Below are 20,081 nucleotides of genomic sequence, written 5' to 3'. Positions count from 1 at the left end.
GCTTTGATTCGTTGCCTACTAGTGATATTGTCTAAATTGTTACATATTTTTAAAATTAAGGTTTCAAGCATTTTTGTTGAGTAACATTTATCACTATACGTATACAACTAAAGCGCGATCGCTGGGTTGGAAATAGTCCTGTTTTAAGAATTGAGCTTAAATAGGATGTTTGCTAAATTTTCGCCCAATTTTTCAATAGATTCTTGTTGGTGAGGCTGTTTTAAAGAACCGTCAGTGTTAAATGCTTCGTGGGCTGTTGGTACCGCTACTTGATCTGGAAGTACCAACACTTTGATATTGCCCAAAATAGCCCTGAGATGCACTAAACCGCGCAAACCACCCAACCCACCAGGCGAAGCACTCATAATAGCTGCTACTTTGCCTGCAAATGCTGCTAGTGGTGCTTCATTGGGCGAGGGACGAGAAGCCCAGTCAATAGCATTTTTCAATACTGCTGTGAGTGAACTGTTGTATTCTGGGGAAGCAATTAACAGTCCTTGATGAGAAATCAACAAATCTTTCAATGTTCTGGCGTTGGCTGGTAGTCCTTGTTCAGCTTCCCAGTCTTCGTCAAAAATTGGTAATGGCAAATCACGTAGATCAATATAGGTAACTTCTGCACCTGCTGCTGAAGCACCAGCCGCCGCAATTTTCACTAATTTTTTGTTGTAAGAATCTGCACGAGTGCTGCCAGCAAAAGCTAGTATTTTCGGTGTGACTGCCATAATTACCCGTAGTTTTCCAGTAGCAAATAACCTCATCAGCATTATCTAGGTAGGAAATGAAAACCCTGTAGTAGTTTTAGGTTTTCTTTAGAACTTCATTGGAGGATTGAGTCAGCATCACCGCAGATATCACAGGCAGGGGAGCAGGGAGCAAGGGAGAAATTCAGGGATTCAAGCTCATTATTTATCTATGCTCGAAAATAAAAATATTTATTTCAAAGCGCGTCAGCACCAGAAATAATACGTCCTTATTTCAAGCCCCTAGATTTACATTTATTATGTGGGATTCCTTCCCCCTGCTCCCTGCCCTCTTCATGGATTTTTTCATATGGATGCCGCACGTCAGACCAAAATCAGTAAATTTTTAAGCAAGCATTTACGACATACACCAGAACTGCTAGGACTCACTTTAGCCCCTGGTGGTTGGGTATCAGTTGATGAATTACTCAATGCTTGTGCAGCCCGTCAATTTCCCGTTTCCCGCACAGAATTAGAACAAGTTGTGGTAAATAATGATAAACAAAGATTCGCCTTTGATGAAACTAAAACCAAAATTCGAGCCAATCAGGGACACAGTGTCAAAGTAGAGTTGCAACTGCAACCACAAATTCCACCAGAGATCTTATATCACGGCACAGGAGAAAAATCCGTACCAGCAATCTTAAAATCTGGACTGCTCAAGATGTCGCGCCATCATGTACATTTATCCACAGATGTAGAAACTGCCCGTAAAGTGGGAATGCGACATGGCCGTCCAGTGATTTTTGTAGTTAATGCGATCGCAATGTATCAAGCAGGATTTACCTTTTATTGCTCAGAAAATGGGGTTTGGTTAGTAGATCATGTACCACCACAATATTTGAGTGCTGAGTAATGAGTGCTGTTAGCGGTAGCGCGGCGTTTAGCTGGTGCTGAGTATAAACAAACCATTGTAAATCGCGTTAGCGTCTCGGAGAGAAGTCCATTGCAAATTAGTTTTATTGCTTCTAAAAAGTGAAATTTAATACATTTTCTATTTCAGAAATAATAACTAATTGAACTTGTTATGAAAAGCATAGAAAATGGTGTAAATAGAATAATTTTTATGATGATTTTTGTCTATCATGGATAGTGTGAATCGCTATCTATAGGAAACAATATGCCCGAAAGAATTATTACTCAGTTAAATACCTGGTTTAATCGAGGTAGAATTGTCAGTAATTTAGAAGTCTTTCAAGATATTATTATTATTTCGCTGTGCGTGGGCTTATTTTGCGTCATGCTCATCCGTTTAGTTGATATGTTTTTGTCATTTATCCGCCCGTTAGATTTACGAGAGGTTACATCTGATATTCTATTTATTTTGATTTTAGTTGAGTTGTTTCGCCTATTAATTGACTATTTACAAACACAGAAAATTTCTGTAGGCGCAGCAGCAGAAATTACGATAGTTTCTGCTTTACGAGAAGTAATTCTGCGTGGTGTATTAGAAATCCCCCGTGATCAAATTTTGGGTATTTCTATATTTTTAGTAGTTTTAACGATGATTCTAGTAGCTCTACCTTGGATATCTCGCTTTTTTGACCACGTTAGAGTTGTCACACCAGAAACATTAACAGATAATACGGAGTTATTATCTGAAATATCTATGAATGCCGATTAATCTGGTAGCGTGCCAAAGCTAAAGTAGTGCATTATCTTTGGATTTAATGAAACGCAGATGTAGCTTTCTTCCCGCAGGATATGCGGATAAAATCGATTTTTCAGTGCAACATTTTAGGTTTGCCACGCCACCACTCATACTTAGATTTTTTCTCCAAATCCAATTGGATTTCTATAGTCTTACTACGCGACTACCTTGGCGACACCTTTTTGAAAGTAAGACACTTAGGTGATATGTCTAAAGTACGAGTTTACCCTGACATGATTCTCACCAATGGATAATGAATATAAGTAATTGACTGAGCTACATTCAAGGCGTAACCAGTAAAAATTTGTACTGGATAAAACATACACTCTCCTATCTACAAGGAGTTGAATTATGTCAGACACAAGCAAACGCGGTTTTGCTTCAATGGATGAAGATAAACAGCGCGAAATTGCTAGCAAAGGCGGACACGCTGCTCACGAAAAGGGAACTGCTCACGAATTTACCCCTGAAGAAGCGCGAGAAGCCGGACGCAAAGGTGGCGAAACTGTCAGCCAAGACAGAGAACACATGGCTGAAATCGGTCGTGAAGGTGGTAAACACTCTCACGGTGGTGGACGCAAGAAAAAAGATGAGGAAGAAACTGAAGATAGCGAAGCTAGTGAAGATAGTGGAGAGGAAACTAAAACCCGTGGCGGAACAAGTGAACAACACGCCGAAGCGGGAAGACAGAGCCACAAGAACACAAAAAAGAATAAGTAATACCAATTCGCAATGGACTAACGTCCCGCTACGCTAACGCAATTTGCAATTCGCAATTTGCAATGGGTTAACGCCCTGTTTCTCTACGAGACGCGAACGCTACCGCAATTCAGAAATTCAGATATTATCTGGGTTTAAAGCTTTGCATCTTTTGCCTAATTTTGGAGAATTGGTATAAATTCTTCTGGTTCTAATGGTTGACTTTTAACTGTTAACTGTTGATTGATAAATGTTGCTTTGGGAACGTGCAGCAGCTTTGATATTGACGAATGTGAGAGACTTGGTGTAGCAAGTCTCTCACATTGTTTTGTTTTAAAATGTGCCGCTATGCAGTCCGCCGTCAACCTGTAGCATGACTCCATTAACAAAAGAAGCCGCAGGTGAGCAGAGAAAAACCGCAACATTGGCAAATTCTTCTGGTGTACCCATACGTCCTAAAGGTATATTGGCGTTGATTTGAGCGATTTCTGCGGCTTTTGTTTGACCAGTTTTAGCCATACGAGCGTTAATTAATTCATCTACTCTTTCTGTGTATGTCCATCCTGGTAAAATACTGTTGACACGGATGCGATCGCTACCTAATTCTTGAGATAAAGTTTTAGTTAATCCAATTACCCCTAACCTAATAGAATTCGACAACACAAGATTTTGTACTGGTTGTTTGGTGGAGGTGGAAGTAATAGTCAAAATAGCAGGATTTGCAGATTGTTTAAGGTAAGGTAAAGCACATTTAATTAGGCGGACTGCACTTAGCAACATTAAATTTACTGCTGCTTCCCACATTGCTAAATCAGTATCAGCAAAAGTCCCCGCAGGCGGGCCACCCGCATTAGTCACCAGGATATCTAAGCCCCCGAATTTTTCAATAGTAGCATTAATGACTCGTTCAATATCTGCTTGCTGCGTCACATCTGCACGTAAACCTAACACCTCTGCATTAGTTTCGCTGGTTATTTCCTGTGCAACCTGATTGATTAATTCACTACGCGCACAAATGACAACTTTCGCACCCTCACGCGCAAATTGCCACGCCGTAGCTTTACCTAAACCTTTACTGGCTGCCGTGACTAGTACCACTTTATCACTGAGTTGCAAATCCATAAATATACCTTTTTAGCACCATACAAATCCTTCTGAAGATTTTACAAAATAGTGCTAGGTTCAAAGCATAATTTTACTCAGTAACAAAGATAGATTGGCGTTGCTGATTGAGAATATGAATTGGCTCACGCAAAGGCGCAAAGGCGCAAAGGTGCAAAGAAAAACAAGGATAATTTTTGCATTTCATACTTTGATTTAGCAACGCCGAAAAATTTTTCCTAATCCCCAGTCCCCAGCGATGCACTGAGCTTGTCGAAGTGTCCCCAGTCCCCTATTTAGCAATATCTTCAAAATCTGCTACAGCACAAGCAAATTCTCGAAATGCTGTTTTAATCAAATCCTCTTTCATGTTCCGTTCTAAAGCTGTGTCGCGAATTAAGTCGGCTAACTCAACAAATAGCAGAGATATCATAAATCGATCCTGGCGGTCGATTTGCTTCAAGCAAGATAAAATGAACTCATACAACTCTGTTTTTCTGGGTTTAGTTTGTTCATCCCAAATTTGTAAGCCAAGACGAAAAGTTTTTAAACGTATCTCACTAGTAGTGTAAGGTTTATCCTTATAGCGAATTGATACGCGCTGGGGCATTTCCATAAATTAAGCATATAGATTCACTGTAAAGTCAGTATTCAACTCAATTTTGAGTCATCAGGAAAAATATTTGATTTTTAATTAAAGCGAAAAACTAACGTTCAACTTGATTGATTTCAACTGCTCTACCATCTCCTAAATCACCTTGGGCAAATCCAGGATTTTTAGGTAAATTGATGGCAACATTAGACATTTTACTAATTTCTATTTGTAGGTTTTGCAACTGACCATCTAATAAATGACCACCAGTTTTTTTATCTTTAGTGATAAAATGAAAGTGATATCCGCTAACATTTACTCCTGACATATAAGCAGGTAGACGGAAGCCAACTAAAGTTCCATTAACGTTTTTTAACTCAAAAATAGTTTGGGCTTTGACAGCATTTACTAAAGGTGGATAAGGCGGTTTTTGTTTGGGTACGCTCCGCACTTTGAGATAAGGAAAATTCCCTTGTATTCGCAGCGCGTAAGGATAATTTTTTGTAGTGATTTTTTGGTCTAGAGATTGCTGCATTTGCTGATAAGTCATTTGTCCTGGTAAGCGAATTGTAGTTTGGGGTTTAAAAAAAGTTACTACGGCAAAAGGACTTTTCATCTGATCTGGGATGAGAGAAGTAACACCATTAGATTTGATTTGATAAAATTTACCATCTAAGCCAATCATCTCTCCATCTAAAGCGTTGACTGTTCCCAAGCCAAAATCACCATGTTTTTTTAATTCTTGAAAATTAGTATCTCCGTCATAAACACCTGCGGCTAAAGCACTAATTGTAGATGTTTGAAATAAAGTATTAGCGGGGGTTATTTGCTGTGAGTTTCCAGGTAAAACAACACCGACAGTAGTGATAGTTAAACCAGCTATCCAGATATAAGGCTTGAGTTTCATGTAATGAATTTACTTGTGGTGAGAATCACAGAAAATATACAGAATACAGGTGATAAATTCAATTACGAATTGTAAAGTTGAAATTCTCTAGCCACATCTCTAGCAATACTTTGTCGCATATCCCAAGGGAGAAAAACTTCTACTCTTGGTCGCCATGCACGCAACCGCATAATAACATTGTGATCACCATGTCGATACTGTACACGGTAGTAAGCATCATCAGGGGAACGATGAGCCAGAATTTTTAATAATTGCTCTTGTTGTTCTGGATTGGGTGTAAGTTTTTTGATGAGATTTTTAGCTTGGGCATAAGCGATCGCTTTAAATGTATCATGGCGAAAGGTGCGGCGAATATAGCGATCGTGATAATCTCGGTCAAAGCGTAGCAGCATCAAGCGAGACTGTAAATAAAAATCAAACCCCCAAGCTAAAGACATTTGCATTTCAATTTCATCTGGGGTGGGTAAATTGCGTTGGTGGTAGCGTTGGATGAGATTTTTAGGGATGTCGCGGTGTGTCCATTCAATGGGGTTGATATCTTCAATTCTGTCGAGGCGGAAGTTATACCAATCCGTCTTTAAATCAGGACTTTCCCCAAAAGCGCACAGATAAACGGCACGCTGGACATAATAAATACACACTGGATAAACTGTGCAGAGAAAAATGTTTTTTAATCTTGCACTATTGTAAGTTATTTGAATAGGAGGTACTGGTGTTTTTGCCCAGAGGTTTTGTAACTCATGTTGCCAATTTTCTATCTCATCTGTCGCTGTGACTACAAAATCTAACTTAAAGAAAAACCGCCGTACACCACAGATTTCTTGCGAAAGATTTTGTGCGATCGCCACTAAGTCCTCTTGATTGAGAAAATTTAATTCATGGGCGTGTAATTTGGTAGTCATCGGGCGCGCCGGGAAATACTTGACGCGGTAATATTTTTGTTGGTGTTTCTCCAACCACCCCAATTCAGCCAAGATATCTAAATCAGCTTGCAGACTGCGACGCGTCACCCCAAACAAGCGTTGTTCTAAAAGTTTCTCTAAATCAGGGATGGGTGTATGTGCTTGTACGGATGCTAACCACTGCGATCGCTCCAGTCCGGTTTTTTGGTTAAATAACCATTCCGCCGTCGTTTTAGCACAAGGGCAGCTACGGTTATGTAGTGGCGGTACAGTTTCCCCTTTGGGATGAGTGAGAGTAAAAAAAGTATCACGCCACTGAGCCATAGTAAAACCATCATCTAAAAGAATACGGTCTTGAGAATCACCGTACAGAGAATGCAACCACACCCACAAACGCAATGCACGCGGTAAATTTTGCTTGAGCGAACCCCGCGCTAACCATTGTAATAATTCAACTTGTGGGACATCAGTAAAAATTTGTTCAGACACTGTTTTTAGGGAATTGGGCATGGGGCATGGGGAATTGGGTATGGGGAATTGGGGTCAATATTTCTTCCTTGTCTCCCTTGTCTCCCTGCCTCCTACAGCATACGACACTTTGGAAGTGGCTTCTTCCAGCAGGGTGTATGATGTATCCATGATTGGAGAAAACACCATGAGTTCTTACAAAATCGAGTTAAAAGACGGTATTTTACGGATTGGCTTTGGCGAACCTGCCCAAAATGACCAAATTGTGCGCGATGCGGCTGCAAGGTTAGAGGAGATGACGACATCCGGCGAATTAGTTGGGGGTCAATTACTGAAAATTAACGGGCCGATATCTATACCTGTAGCTTTTGTGTTAGCACATAAATTGGCTCATATCTACGGTGCAGTAGCTTTTTATGATCCCAAATTAGCTAAATACGTGGTTTCTATTACACATAATCCCGCGTATAAATTGGGAGATTTGATTGATTAAAGTTTGGTAATCAAAGGTTTATTTGGTACAAGCCAGAATCAATGCTTTGTCATTAATTACATAATGAGTACCTACTATATCAAGTTACAGGGTGATGTCCTCAAGGTAGGATTTGGTAGTACGCTAGCTACAGGCGATCGCATTGTCCGTGATGTGGCGGCAAAGTTAGATGAGATGATGGCTACAGGAGAATTATCCGGTGGTGAACTCATCAAAATCAATGGCCGAGTTTCAGTATTAGTTAGTCAGGTATTAGCAGATAAGTTAGGGAAATTGTATCAGGCGATCGCCCTATTAGATCCCAAAATCGGCGCACCAGGAATAGATAGATATGTCATCACCATCAGCAGACATCCCCAATATCAAGTCGGGGATATTCTGGATGTGGTGCGAGAGTCGCAAGCGCAAACTAACCTCAAAGTTGTGTTGTGTGGTTTTGCGAATACTGGAAAGACTTGCTTTCGGGAGGGATTAAAACAAGCACTATTGCAGATTCCCGACGCACCAGAATCATACTTTATTTCCGGCTGTCCTGATGGCGATGGTTCATGGTACAGCGAAACCGCCAGACGTGATCCTGATTTAGCCGCCGAGTTGAAAGCACGTTACAAAGCAGGATTTAGTCCAGAGTTCGCCAAACTGAAGGCGCAGGAAGTTCGAGGTGTGAATACTCCCATATTCGTCTTTGATATTGGGGGAAGAATCTCCGACGCGAACCGCTTGATTATGAAAGAGGCTACCCATGCGGTGATTTTAGTCAAAGATGAGGCTGAGATTGAGCCTTGGGTAAAGTTTTGTGATGAGTTGAGTTTAGAAGTTATTGCGATCGTTTTTAGCGATTATTTTGGGAATAATGACGTTGTTGAGTCAGAATCGCCGATTTTACGCGGTACAGTTCATAGATTACAACGAGGTGAGGATGTATCATCGCGGAGAACAGTGCAAGCTGTGGCGCGGTTGTTGGTGAGTTTGAGTAGAGACAAGTAGAGAAAACAAAATTTAAAACCATCAATGTTTATTTAATATCTCTTGTAACTCAAATTATCAATTTTTACGCGGTACTTTGACATCTGAAGTCCAAAATTTGAGTTCGGAAAGGGAAGTTTCGGGTTTTGAGGTCAAAATGTCGAGTTCAGAGGCTCAACGTTGCTGTTCTGAAGGTAAAACTTGGAGTTCGGAAGGCGAAGTTTCGAGCTTTTTGCTTGGATGTTACTGTTCTAAAATCGGAAGTTCGTGTTTTGAAGTGCAACTTTTGAGTTCTGAAGTTGAATGATGGTGCTAGGAAAGCGAGCTTTTATTAGCAGAAAATTATTAAGCTATTTTTTCTTCTTTAATTTTGGTTTCAAATAATCTGGCAGATTCTCTGACTGAATTGCAGTACAACCCCATTCATAAGCAGTTTCAATAGACTTTCCTGCTCCAAGAGCATCATAAAATCCCGTAGCAAATTCAATTGCAGCTGTATCTCCAATTGCATCACTCATCCCAATTACATAGTCAATATGTTCGACTATTACCTCTGCTTGCACTTCAGAATAGCAAGCATTAAGGAGAACACATTCGACGTGTTCAGCACAGAGTTTAAACGTTTTTGCTAGAGCTTCTGTACTCAACAACTTTGATTGCCCGTTCTCATCTTCTATTACTAATCCTTGATTGCCAGAGCCATGTCCGCAGAAATGGACTATTTGTGGTTCAGTATCTAATAAAGCCCGGCGCAAATCACTAGTCCGAACAGCCCATCTTTGCTCTAGTTTATTAAATTGGTCACGCTTATTAGATCGACGTAAACTCTCATGAATTTCTCGCACCTCCTCATCCAGACGCAACGGAGTAGAATTTTTAGGATTTGCTGCCAGAAATAGTATTGTTTTCATAGGAGATACCTTTTTTTGACTTACAATTTGGAGAATTTCCTCTAGTTTAAAAGGTTGCCATGTTTGGCGACGAGCTAAAGTCTCAGCCTCTAGTAGCCTCCATTGCAATTTATCTTTTAATTCTGGAAGTTCACAGATAATTTTGCGAAGTGCTTCACACGCTTGAGGAGTACCACGTTCTTGTATACGCTGTGGAATATAGTTTCTCCATGTTTTAATGCTATGTTGTGGTGTTACTGTGTACGCCTCAATACCCACTACTTTCTCATTTTCAGTAATGTTTTGTTTTTTGCTATCTGAATCAGGATATTGTTTGGCAAGAAAGATATATAAGTCTGCTATGTGTTTTTCAGGTAAACGCTGTTCTAAACTCCCACTATATTCAAATGAGAATGTTATCTTTTCAAGAACTTCTCGCCCAAATGCCGTATCTTCCTGAATAGCAGACCAAACCACTGACCAACCTGCATCTTCTGCATAGAGTAAAAGTGAACAAGCTGCTGCAATGGCTTTTGCTCTGTCCTCACCACTGTTATTAATAGGTAAAGCAATCAAAGATTCTGCAAATGCTTTAGCTTCAGTAAATCCATATTTAAGCAAATCGTCTAGTAAATTTCCTATACTCTTATTAGTTAATTCTTTATCTTGAACTTTATCGAATATTGCTTGAGCTATCTTTTTGTCCCAACAGTTTATTATTAGGCTCTTAATGTATACATCACCATGTTCTCGGTTATCTTTTTCTATTAATTTTATTAAGACTTTAATAAATTCATTAGGAGCATTTTGATAAGCTTGTTTGATTAATTCTTGGTAATGCTCTTGGTCTTCAGTTCTTCCCCAGTAGCGATATGCAAGAATTATTGCTGTCCACTTTTGCCATTCATCAGCAGAGAGAGAAGAAATCAAAGCTGGTGCTTGTTGTTGCAACAAAAGTAATGCTTGATAACCTAATAATGCAGAGTAGCGAAAATTATTTGTACCTAACCAAGCTTGATTGTCTGGCTCACCATGAGTCAAATATAGCCTTGCAGCCTGTATAATTCTTTCTTTGGTTGAATCCTCTACTGCAATCCAACCAGGAAGACTGACCAAATTAGATTTTAATAGAAAACTATCAGGATTACTATAAGATTCAGGACTTAATTCAAAACATAAGGAATACCAAAGATGAGACTGTCCAGCCTCAATTTGATTCAAAATTTCCAGCAATCTTTCCTTTAGTGGAGGTTCTAAAATAGGTTTTTTCTCATCTTCATTTATCCATTGCTGCTGTTCCAGATATCTTTCCTGTTCCTGCTGCGCTCTTGGTGAGCATAAATCAATTGGTTCTACAAGCGACTCAAACTCTTTTCTAAGAATTAAATTAGTCTGGCTTGCTGTCAGCACAGCATCTAGATGCTCAAATCCCACTTCAGTTCGTCTAAAATTCCACCGAAGCAATTTTGCCCAAATTTTTTGATGATGTTCATTTTCTGATTTTTGAAGACATTCAATTAACCATTGAAAATCCTCCTCAAAAACTATTGCTGTTCTGTACCCAATTAACCATAAAGGCTCTTTGTCTAATTCTGGAATTATGGGGATAATGGACTCTACAAGTTGATGACGCTTTTGAACATCATTTTTTAAAACCTTGCTAAAAGATATTGTTTTATATGGATCATCGTCAACAATTACATCGTGATTTTTCAACCGTAAAACAGCAACTCTAGCAAATGCCTGCATTACTTCTGGTTCATCCAGATGCTCCCAGGCTTTCAACATAATTGCATCTGATAACTCTCCAAACGGATAACGCAGGTTGTGCCTAGTAACTTGTTTTTTTAGCCAATTTAAAGCTAGTGGTAAATCTGAGATTTGAAGATATTGTCCAAGCTCTCTTGCTATAAAGTCCTGATATCTCCCACCAATTGATGTAGATACTGGTTGTATTAATGTATCAAACAGTTCTTGTGCTGTGATGTTGCCTGGCCAAACTGCTCGGAGTCCACAACCTTTTAGCTGTTCCTCTACATCATCTTGAATTTGAGCAACTGCTAAAGGTTTTAATCTGGCTTTGGTTTTCTCATCACCAAGATTGCATACAACCTCTGCTGCATTGGTGCGAATCCAAGAATGTTGCTGAGGATCAAGTGCAACATTAGCAAGATACTCCTGTACACCTTTGACACTACAAGCGTTTGCAATATCTATTGCTACGTTCCGTGCATTAATACTTTTTGTTTCATCACAAATATAAAGTTGAAGCTGCTCAGGTAATTTTGGATGATCTAGATTTTGGTATAGCCAAGTATTATATTGATAAGTTAATTTTTCCTCATTGTGTAGTTTCAGAAGAGATTCAACTAGAGCAGCTTTATCATTATCACTAGCAGTTGCAACATCACTTTGCAATAGTACATGAGGATCAGTCTTCATAACTTCCTGAAATACTTCAGGTAAGAGACTAGCTAGCCAAGCCACTGTTTCATACAACTGAGGAATAATCCTATTTTCAGGATCATCAGGATGAACTATAAGTTTGAGTATTTGAGGTAATTTTATTTGACGTTCTTTGAGATACCATGCCGCTAGAAACTCAGCGTAAGTTTGATGCGCCCATCCTATACGGTTTAATTCCCCACGAGATGAGAATAAACCAGTGTCTAAAACTTCGTCAACAGTTTCTTGAGTAATTTCAAAGTCTCTACCCTCAACATTTTCTGTTCCGTGACATATCTTCTCTCTTAGCACATCATCATCTGGAACATCACCCCAGTCTATACCAGTCCAAATAGCAGATTTCTTGCCAAAGATTGTAATAGCTGCAATCCTAGCAGCAACAATTAAACGCTGTTGCCTATCAAATTTCCCTATTAGTTTTGATGAAACACGGCTTGGATTTCGTTCTTCACAAAGCCAGAGACATCCTTTAAAATAAAGTTCATGTAGCCTTTGATTATCAGGAAATTTCTCACCGTGATCATGATAAGTATTGATAAGGAATTTTAATGTAATAGGCTTGATAGCCAAAGGTACAACATTTTTTTTATTAATTTCTTCTAGAAATGCTTCAGTATCTTGGATATCAGCAATTTTTGCTGCTTGACTAACATCGACACGGCGAAGCGGAGCTAGTTTATAAATTCCTACATTATCTTTACCCCAAATTTCTTTTAGTCCTTCCTCTAAAATATCTGGCCAAACTGCCGTTCGGCAGGCAATACGCAGATTTAATCGGTTAATTTCATCACGATAATCTTTAAGTTCATCAAGCAAGAGTGTTGCTAATATATCTATACGTAATAAACACTCATCAAAGCTGTCTACAAAAATATGTAATTGATGATTACCTTGTAACCATTCATTAAATTTTGGACTGTTAAAGATTTTATTAACTAGTCTGTTTTCGTCTCTAATGGAACGGATATCTAAAGCAAGTACCTGACCACCTTGTTGTTGAATTTTACTGATAATTTTTTTTTGCTCTGTTTCTAAAGCACGGGTTTTGCCAATTCCTGGCTCACCTAGTAGTGCTAAACATGGTAAGGCTGATATAGCTTCAAAATTCACGAGGTCTGGATTATAGATATGTCCCCACTTAGCTTCGGGGTCACACAGATAACCGCCACAAGACAAATTTATTGGTTTTGACCGAGGACACCAAAATCGTTTCCATCCGTAATCTTGACTTGGCATTTTTACTGAGAGTAGACAGAAAATATTTTTACTATATTAACTTAGCTAAACTTGTAATGATGTGTTATGACGGATTGGATTCCAAGATAATATTTTTATGCGATCGCCTGCTTAACTTCACTTTTCACTTTCAACCTTTGAACTCGAAATTTCGTCTTCAGAACTCGGAACGCCAAGCTTTTTACTCGAAATTTCAGCTTCAGAACTCGGAACGCCGAGCTTTTTACTCGAAACTTCAGCTTCAGAACTCGGAACATCGAGCTTTTTACTTCAACATTCGAGTTCTGAACCTCACACTTCGCCTTCAACGGTGCAGATGTGGAGTAAATTTCTACAACACTGCTGCTTCAGGCTTGGCTTTCCGAGATTTACGCGCAAACCTTTGCCCCATCTGCCCAACTACAGCGTCTAATCCTCCCGTTTGTCCACTGGCTTTAGCATAGTTATATACCTGCAACGCGGCTGCATAAGCTTCACTACCCACCGCCAGAGAAGTATCATCAACCAATTCTTGCAACTGAGTCAACGCCAGCAACAATGGATACAACGCTTCAAATAATTGCACATCCTTTCGCATTTCTTCCAAATCAAAAGAACGTGGTAAAAAATCTGGGTTTTGTGTCGCTACCTCTAACGCTTTGCTAACAAAGGCGCGGCTCTTATCTCCCATCTTGGGTAAAGCTTTGCGCTCCTCGTTACTCAAATCAACTAAAAATGGTAGCTTTTCTTTAATTGTAGCGATTGCTTGCAATAAAGCATCCTTATCTGTTGCACTCAGCGTTGCACTTACAGGGCTTCTGGCCATAGACTTGAATCTCCAGTATGGGTTTCTGATTTAGAGTTCCCATATATACCAGCCAAATCCATAAGTATAAACACAGGTTTAACCACATCAAAGCTGTATTGCAGCGTCAACATTAGAGATATTTAAATATTATCAGTGATGAATTTAGCATTAATAGCATCGCAAATAAAATTAAGCGATCGCACGCACCCCTACACATTCTCAAATTTCTATCCAACCAATCACGGCAGAACTTATGCAATTGATATAATATTCTTAAATATCAAAAATTTATCAATTTATCATGAACAGTGTCACTATTTCTAACCTAGATGAAAACATCAAAAATATCCTGCAACAACAAGCAGAAAAAAATGGTCGTTCTGTAGAAGCAGAAATCAAAGAAATTTTGCGTATTGCTTTAACAGAAAATCAACAACATCCCATCAACATTGTTACGATGCTAGAAAAACGCTTCGCTCATTTGGGAGAATTTGAAATATCAGAAATCCAACGAGAAGCTATACGCCCCATACCTAATTTTGAATCATGATTATTCTTGATACTTTAGAATAGAATTGCATCTCATATAGCAGAGGTAAAGCTATGAACATCGAACAAACCGTTTTAGAAACCTTACGAGAATTACCCACAAATAAACAACAAGAGGTTTTAGATTTTATTCAATTTCTCAAATATAAATTATCAGTGCAAAAATCATTATCTATATCTGATAAACAATCAGTGATCAGAGAAAATACACAAATTAATGACTTCTGGTCAGCCTTACAAAATTTTAGACAAAGAGTTGATTTAGAGAGTATCGATGATGACGTATTTGAGCATTTACGGGATAAATCACCGGGAGAGAAATCAATTTATGAGTCTAAAATATTTACTAGATACTAACATCTTATCAGAGGCTAAACGACTTCAGCCGAGTGAAGAAGTGATGTCAAATCTAAGGCTGTATAATCAAAAAATATCCATAGCTACGCGCCAACCAATTTTTACAAATGAGTCAACCCTAACAAATTCCTCAAACCAATCAGACACTGAATTTAAAGATAGCTTAATAAATCAGCACCTATTGCAGATTGGTTTGTTTCCCGACTACGACGTAAAGCTTGTTCTAAAATACCCATTACTAGTCCAGGTAACACCTTTGATTCGTGAACACGTTTACTACCCTTATCTCCCATAACATAAGGGATAATTTGGGTATTCTGCACATCTACTACCCAGTATTCAGGCACACCTAAATCTTCGTAAAGAGAGCGTTTTGTCCCTAAGTCATCTAACAGCGAAGATTTAGCAATTTCAATCACTAAATCCGGTGCAGGGTAGCGATTTAAATTAACAATTTTTGTCCCACTAGGAACAGATTGAGGGTGTTTTTGAAAGTAGTAAGCTACATCTGGCTGACAATCTTCTAATTTTGGTTTGCGAAAGGTAGTATGGTCTAAACCCGTAGCTGAAATACCTTTGAGTGTAGTAAATAAACTAATACCAAATATAATAGTCATGTAGTCTTGAGCGTGATCAGAAAAAACTGGTGGCATTTCTAGCCTCATATGTCCTTTGTAGTAATAATGTTTCTCCTCAACATTAAGTAATTCTGCTAGTGTTTGTAAGTATTCTTGCCAAGAAACCGGAATCCATGTATTTACCGGTAAATGGGTTGGAGTTTCACTCATATTTTCGCCCCTATGCCATCAATCTATATCTTTTGTAACCCAGTTTTTTCAGTTTTTAATCCGTATTTGGACAGTTAACGTCAAATTGTTGAGTTTCTAAAAAAATGTTGAGTTTAATAAAGCAAGGTTGCACTTCAGAAGACGATATTTTGTGTGCTGAACTCAATTGATGGTGTTCAAGAGGCGATCGCTATATTTTCTTAAGCATGAAGTCTGAGTATTTGTAGCTATAATTAAATTATATTTTTCTATATATATAGAAAAATAGTGTTGCTGAATTTAGAGATGATGCACAGCTTGATGAAATTTTTCTCCTGACTTCCCCTACATTCCTTTTTTGCTGATCTAAATTCATCCCGACTAGATGTAACACCCAATTTTCCAGGGAGCAATTACTGTGTATTAAAAGTTAAGTAGTGGAAATACTTGGCTTTTAAATATCACTAATTTTTACTCTTCAAACTCTCAGTAAATATTAACTAGCCATGCAACTAACTTATCGCGCTGTTAGGTATGAAGTTAACCCTACAGATGTTAAAGCAACTGCAAGCTACAGCACAGGTATCTATCGCGGTGTGAAAATAAATATTCCCACTCCTGTAGCAAAACCTCAAACTTACTCCCCCCGCCAACTAAAGTATCGCGGTGTCATCTACACCATCTGATAAAAGAGTGCTGAGTAACGAGTGCTGTTAGCGGAAGCGGGGCGTTGAGCAGCGTGCTGAGTAAAAAGTAAGATTAATTGCATCGGCTAAACGCCGCGCTTCGCTATGGGGTTGCACTCAGCACTCAGAACTCAGAACTCAGCACTACTGAAGCAAAGACTAGGCAAAAGAAAGGATCTGTAGTTTTGGCATTTTGGCACATATCATACTTTTGAGGTTGGTATTGTGATACTCGCGAATGTCTTTGTGCGACAATACCGACTTGCAGAATCCCTTGGCTAACTACCAAGGGTATTTTTTTTCTCAAACTCAAATTCTCTCTCCACAAAAAAATTACCTCCAATTTAGACACTTGAGGAGGCAATGATCAAAGACATTTAATTGTGGACTAGTCTAGTTACTAATTTATCTGTTCTGTAAAATACATTCCCTCTATCTTTGGAGATAGTACAGGTTACATTTTTCCGTAATCAAAGGTACTATACAATAGAAAAGTCTTCTCCTTATACCCTTACACCCACTTTTCAATCTAGAACAGGTGAAATAATTTAAGGTTTATAGTCAGTGAAAACCTGAGTTTTTTAGGCAGGACTAAAGTCCTTACTACGAACTGAATTATATTATTTTGACCTGTATCATTAATCACTACATTATCTATTATCTATAGCGTTTCTAAATTCCTATAAATGATCTAAAATATCCACATAATTACTTATCCATAACAATATTAAATTATCATAACAAAATTAATTAACTATCTAATCAATACTTTTGTTGGTAAATGTTAACTAATAATAATTTTTGCAGCAAATCAACATATCAATATATAAATATTGCCTTAATGTAAGAAATTTTAAAGACGGGGTTACAATAAGAATGAAGATGCAAATGGTTTCTTAGCAAAACCATGAATGTAAGTTGCTTTCGCCCAATTGCTCCTGTAGCAAGTTGATGTGCTGTGGTGGTAGGAAGTAGCAGCATATTGGCTGGGGGGATATCTCGTAAACATTGCTTGAACAAGAGCTAAACACTCTTGCTCATCTAACTTTGGAATCTCAACATTGCACAAAGTTTTGAGTGTATTTGTGTCAAGCAACTGCATATTTTTTTTGCCTGGCTAGTTACCCAGTGCAGACAATCTCTTGTCAATTATCCCAAAGCCTTGCGAGATTTAACATCCAGAGGAATCAATGACTAACACTAGTTTTACCAAAGCAATAAATACATATAAACCCCTGTCCGAAGAGCCGAATTTATCAGGTAAAGTGCAGATAAAAAATGGTAATAAAACCGAATCGTCTAGACAGCGAGAACCTAGAACTGATTTTGCTGCTACCAATGATTCCAATCGTGGTCGAGTTGCGATTTTTATTGATGGAATTAATCTATTTAATGCAGCTTTACAACTTGGTATTGAAATCGACTATCTCAAATTACTCTGTCGTTTAACCGCCGGTTCACGGTTATTGCGAGCATTTTTTTACACCGGAATTGACATTTCCAGACCAACTACTAATCGTCCTCGCAACAACGACAAACAACAGGGTTTTCTATTTTGGATGCGGCGTAATGGTTATCGTGTTGTCACCAAGGAAATTCAGGTGACAGATAACACCAAAAAACCTAATTTAAACGTAGAAATTGCCGTTGATATGATTACTCTAGCTCCCTACTACGATACTGCGGTTTTAGTGAGTGGAGATGGCGATTTAGCTTATGCTGTGAATGCAGTTACTAGTACAGGTGTGCGAGTAGAAGTAGTTAGTTTGCGAACCATGACTAACGACTGTTTAATCGATGTGGCTGATTATTTTGTAGACCTCGATAGCATTAAACACCATATTCAAAAGGATTCCCATTTGGGGTATAGCTATCGGACTATGTCTCATTCCAGTTTGTAGAACCATCAAATATTGTTAGCAGTTAACTGTTGACTGTTAACTATCTATTCATCCTCAAGACTCTGTGGGAATTTACGATGTCCATATCCCTGACCTATTTTAGAAGTTGGGGATTTAACTTTTTTGTAGTGTTAAATTAATTACTATGAGAACTATCAACATTGACTGTAGTAGAATAACAAGCCAAGCCATAAGTCTGCGTATTTTAACAAAATGGATATTTTAATTGTTGAGGATGAATCAGAAATTGCTCAGTTAATCCAACATTCCCTAGAAAAAGAGGGATTTACCTGTCGTACTAGTCGGGATGGAATCAATGCTTTGCGCCTATTTCAAGAACAACCGCCAGATTTAATTATCTTAGATTTAATGATTCCTGGCTTGGATGGTTTGGAAGTGTGCGCGAGAATTCGTCAAAAACCTGGTGCAAAAGACCCTTATATTTTGATGCTGACAGCTAAGGGGGAAGAAATAGACAGGGTAATTGGTTTATCTACAGGGGCTGATGACTATATGGTGAAACCCTTTAGCCCTAGAGAGTTAGTAGCTAGAGTCAGGGCTTTGCTAAGGCGGAGTTTGCGTCAAGGGGGACAAAGCCAAGTCAATCGTACCCAACACTTTATCGTAGATGTAGACCAACGCACAGCCAGCCGCCAAATGAATCCCGAAGCACCGGAGACGCTGGATTTAACGACTCTAGAATTTAATTTATTAAGCACCTTTGTCAGTAATCCTGGTAGAGTTTGGAATCGTACTCAGCTAATTGACAAACTGTGGGGAGATAATTTTTTTGGTGATGAAAGGGTTGTAGATACTCATGTGGCGCGGTTGAGGAAAAAAATTGAACCAGATCCGGCTAATCCTACTTTTATTAAAACTGTGGTTGGAGTTGGTTATAAGTTTGAAGATACTGTCAGTAGTCAATAGTCATTAGTCAATAGTCATTAGTCAGTAGTGCTGTTAGTGGTAGCGCGGCGTTTAGCCGGTGCAATTAATCTTACTTTTTACTCAGCACTCAGCACTCAGCACTCGTTACTCAGCACTCAGCACTCTTTTATTTATTAGTTATGAGTCAGTTTTAACTGCATGAAATCTTTACCTTTAGCATCGCGCTTGTTTGTTTCCCACTTGGTGGTGATGATAGTGGGGTTAATTAGTCTTGTGATTATTAGTAAGGTTTCTTCCCCTCGGTTTTTTATTCTGCATTTAGAAAGATTAGAAAGTAGGGGATTTAATATCTTTCATAGTCGCACGGAGTTAGTGCAGGGGTTTGAAATTGCTTGGCGACGTAGCACTTTATGGTCGGTGTTGGTGGGTGGTAGTGCGGCGGGAGGTTTGAGTTATTGGGTTTCTCAGCGCATTATGCAGCGATTAACGGAGATGGAACAAATTACCCAACAATTTGCGGCTGGTCATTTGGAAGCACGATTACCTTTATCTGACATTCCTGAACTTAATCGACTGGGTACTAGTTTTAATCGTATGGCTGATAGTTTGGAGGGGGTAGAAATACGGCGACGAGAATTAATTGGTGATATGACTCATGAACTACGGACACCGTTAACTGTGGTACGCGGTTACTTGGAAGAATTGGCGGATGGAGCAATGGACGCGTCCCCAGAGGTTTATCGGCGTTTAGTGAGGGAAACTAGACGTTTAGAGCGTTTGGTCAATGATTTGCAAGAGCTTTCTAAGGCGGAAGCTGGTTATTTGCCAATTAATATTCAATCTGTGGATTTATATCCTTTATTGGAGTCATTGGTAGAGAGATTTACCGATCAGTTAATGGAAGATGGCCCGGTAATTGCTTCAGAATTACCCACTCAATTACCGCTTGTGTTAGCCGATATCGATCGCACTGAACAGATTTTAGTCAACCTGCTGGGTAATGCAGTCCGTTATACCTCCACTGGCTCAATC

General features: G+C 38.9%; 20 protein-coding genes. 11 read left to right on the top strand and 9 right to left on the bottom strand.

The genetic code is table 11. The features are described 5' to 3' along the window. Window positions 1–143: 143 nt before the first annotated feature. A complete protein-coding gene (locus CV014_RS12615; protein WP_236142347.1) occupies window positions 144–761 on the bottom strand; it encodes an NADPH-dependent FMN reductase in 618 nt (205 codons plus the stop codon). 292 nt (window positions 762–1,053) lie between these two features. Between CV014_RS12615 and CV014_RS12610 the strand changes: the two genes are divergently transcribed. From CV014_RS12610 to CV014_RS12600, 3 genes are all read left to right on the top strand, one after another. Further along, on the top strand, window positions 1,054–1,599 hold the full coding sequence (locus CV014_RS12610; protein WP_236142346.1) for an RNA 2'-phosphotransferase: 546 nt from the start codon (window positions 1,054–1,056) through the stop codon (window positions 1,597–1,599). Window positions 1,600–1,863: 264 nt separating this feature from the next. Then, window positions 1,864–2,367 carry a phosphate-starvation-inducible PsiE family protein gene (locus CV014_RS12605; protein WP_236142345.1) on the top strand — a complete coding sequence of 168 codons (504 nt, stop codon included), beginning with the start codon at window positions 1,864–1,866 and terminating at the stop codon, window positions 2,365–2,367. Window positions 2,368–2,745: 378 nt separating this feature from the next. Continuing rightward, complete coding sequence (locus CV014_RS12600; RefSeq protein ID WP_236142344.1) at window positions 2,746–3,114, top strand: KGG domain-containing protein; 369 nt, start codon at window positions 2,746–2,748, stop codon at window positions 3,112–3,114. 312 nt (window positions 3,115–3,426) lie between these two features. On the opposite strand, the gene CV014_RS12595 is transcribed toward CV014_RS12600, so the two are convergent. From CV014_RS12595 to CV014_RS12580, 4 genes are all read right to left on the bottom strand, one after another. Beyond that, window positions 3,427–4,215, bottom strand: a complete 789-nt coding sequence (locus CV014_RS12595; protein ID WP_236142343.1) for an SDR family oxidoreductase — start codon at window positions 4,213–4,215, stop codon at window positions 3,427–3,429. 271 nt (window positions 4,216–4,486) lie between these two features. Beyond that, window positions 4,487–4,810 (bottom strand): hypothetical protein, encoded by a 324-nt coding sequence (locus CV014_RS12590; protein ID WP_236142342.1) that lies wholly within the window; start codon window positions 4,808–4,810, stop codon window positions 4,487–4,489. A 91-nt stretch (window positions 4,811–4,901) separates the two neighbouring features. Continuing rightward, window positions 4,902–5,693, bottom strand: coding sequence for an acetolactate decarboxylase (budA, locus tag CV014_RS12585; RefSeq protein WP_236142341.1), 792 nt, complete (start codon window positions 5,691–5,693; stop codon window positions 4,902–4,904). A 62-nt stretch (window positions 5,694–5,755) separates the two neighbouring features. Next, window positions 5,756–7,084 carry a TIGR03985 family CRISPR-associated protein gene (locus tag CV014_RS12580; protein WP_236142340.1) on the bottom strand — a complete coding sequence of 443 codons (1,329 nt, stop codon included), beginning with the start codon at window positions 7,082–7,084 and terminating at the stop codon, window positions 5,756–5,758. A gap of 19 nt (window positions 7,085–7,103) precedes the next feature. On the opposite strand from CV014_RS12580, the gene CV014_RS12575 reads away from it, so the two are divergent. Continuing rightward, the gene (locus tag CV014_RS12575; protein WP_236142339.1) at window positions 7,104–7,556 is read left to right on the top strand and encodes a CRISPR-associated protein Csx3; all 453 of its coding nucleotides are present in this window, start codon (window positions 7,104–7,106) and stop codon (window positions 7,554–7,556) included. A 63-nt stretch (window positions 7,557–7,619) separates the two neighbouring features. Further along, window positions 7,620–8,543: a CRISPR-associated protein Csx3 gene (locus tag CV014_RS12570; RefSeq protein ID WP_236142338.1), complete on the top strand. Its 924-nt coding sequence runs from the start codon at window positions 7,620–7,622 to the stop codon at window positions 8,541–8,543. Window positions 8,544–8,872: 329 nt separating this feature from the next. Here the strand turns inward: CV014_RS12570 and CV014_RS12565 are convergent, their stop codons facing one another. After that, window positions 8,873–13,114 carry a CHAT domain-containing protein gene (locus CV014_RS12565; protein WP_236142337.1) on the bottom strand — a complete coding sequence of 1,414 codons (4,242 nt, stop codon included), beginning with the start codon at window positions 13,112–13,114 and terminating at the stop codon, window positions 8,873–8,875. A gap of 331 nt (window positions 13,115–13,445) precedes the next feature. After that, complete coding sequence (locus CV014_RS12560; RefSeq protein ID WP_236142336.1) at window positions 13,446–13,919, bottom strand: hypothetical protein; 474 nt, start codon at window positions 13,917–13,919, stop codon at window positions 13,446–13,448. 283 nt (window positions 13,920–14,202) lie between these two features. Between CV014_RS12560 and CV014_RS12555 the strand changes: the two genes are divergently transcribed. Both CV014_RS12555 and CV014_RS12550 read left to right on the top strand, forming a co-directional pair. Then, window positions 14,203–14,451, top strand: a complete 249-nt coding sequence (locus CV014_RS12555; RefSeq protein ID WP_236142335.1) for a FitA-like ribbon-helix-helix domain-containing protein — start codon at window positions 14,203–14,205, stop codon at window positions 14,449–14,451. A 53-nt stretch (window positions 14,452–14,504) separates the two neighbouring features. Next, on the top strand, window positions 14,505–14,807 hold the full coding sequence (locus CV014_RS12550) for a DUF2281 domain-containing protein (protein WP_236142334.1): 303 nt from the start codon (window positions 14,505–14,507) through the stop codon (window positions 14,805–14,807). Between the two features lie 152 nt (window positions 14,808–14,959). Here CV014_RS12550 and CV014_RS12545 read toward each other — a convergent pair whose 3' ends face one another. Then, window positions 14,960–15,595, bottom strand: a complete 636-nt coding sequence (locus tag CV014_RS12545; RefSeq protein ID WP_236142333.1) for a Uma2 family endonuclease — start codon at window positions 15,593–15,595, stop codon at window positions 14,960–14,962. A 485-nt stretch (window positions 15,596–16,080) separates the two neighbouring features. Between CV014_RS12545 and CV014_RS12540 the strand changes: the two genes are divergently transcribed. Next, window positions 16,081–16,260 carry a DUF4278 domain-containing protein gene (locus CV014_RS12540; RefSeq protein WP_236142332.1) on the top strand — a complete coding sequence of 60 codons (180 nt, stop codon included), beginning with the start codon at window positions 16,081–16,083 and terminating at the stop codon, window positions 16,258–16,260. A gap of 124 nt (window positions 16,261–16,384) precedes the next feature. Here CV014_RS12540 and CV014_RS12535 read toward each other — a convergent pair whose 3' ends face one another. Continuing rightward, window positions 16,385–16,567, bottom strand: a complete 183-nt coding sequence (locus CV014_RS12535) for a hypothetical protein (protein WP_236142331.1) — start codon at window positions 16,565–16,567, stop codon at window positions 16,385–16,387. Window positions 16,568–17,450: 883 nt separating this feature from the next. Between CV014_RS12535 and CV014_RS12530 the strand changes: the two genes are divergently transcribed. The 3 genes from CV014_RS12530 to CV014_RS12520 form a co-directional block, all read left to right on the top strand. After that, window positions 17,451–18,161, top strand: a complete 711-nt coding sequence (locus CV014_RS12530) for a LabA-like NYN domain-containing protein (protein WP_103136197.1) — start codon at window positions 17,451–17,453, stop codon at window positions 18,159–18,161. A 213-nt stretch (window positions 18,162–18,374) separates the two neighbouring features. Further along, window positions 18,375–19,088 carry a response regulator transcription factor gene (locus tag CV014_RS12525; RefSeq protein WP_236142330.1) on the top strand — a complete coding sequence of 238 codons (714 nt, stop codon included), beginning with the start codon at window positions 18,375–18,377 and terminating at the stop codon, window positions 19,086–19,088. Window positions 19,089–19,247: 159 nt separating this feature from the next. Beyond that, window positions 19,248–20,081: sensor histidine kinase (locus CV014_RS12520; protein WP_236142329.1), on the top strand; the 834-nt coding region annotated here is incomplete at its 3' end.

This window comes from Nostoc sp. CMAA1605 (assembly GCF_021596505.1).
Classification (GTDB): domain Bacteria; phylum Cyanobacteriota; class Cyanobacteriia; order Cyanobacteriales; family Nostocaceae; genus Trichormus.
The sequence above is the reverse complement of the archived record's forward strand: the minus strand, read 5'-3'. Positions and strand labels throughout refer to the sequence as shown.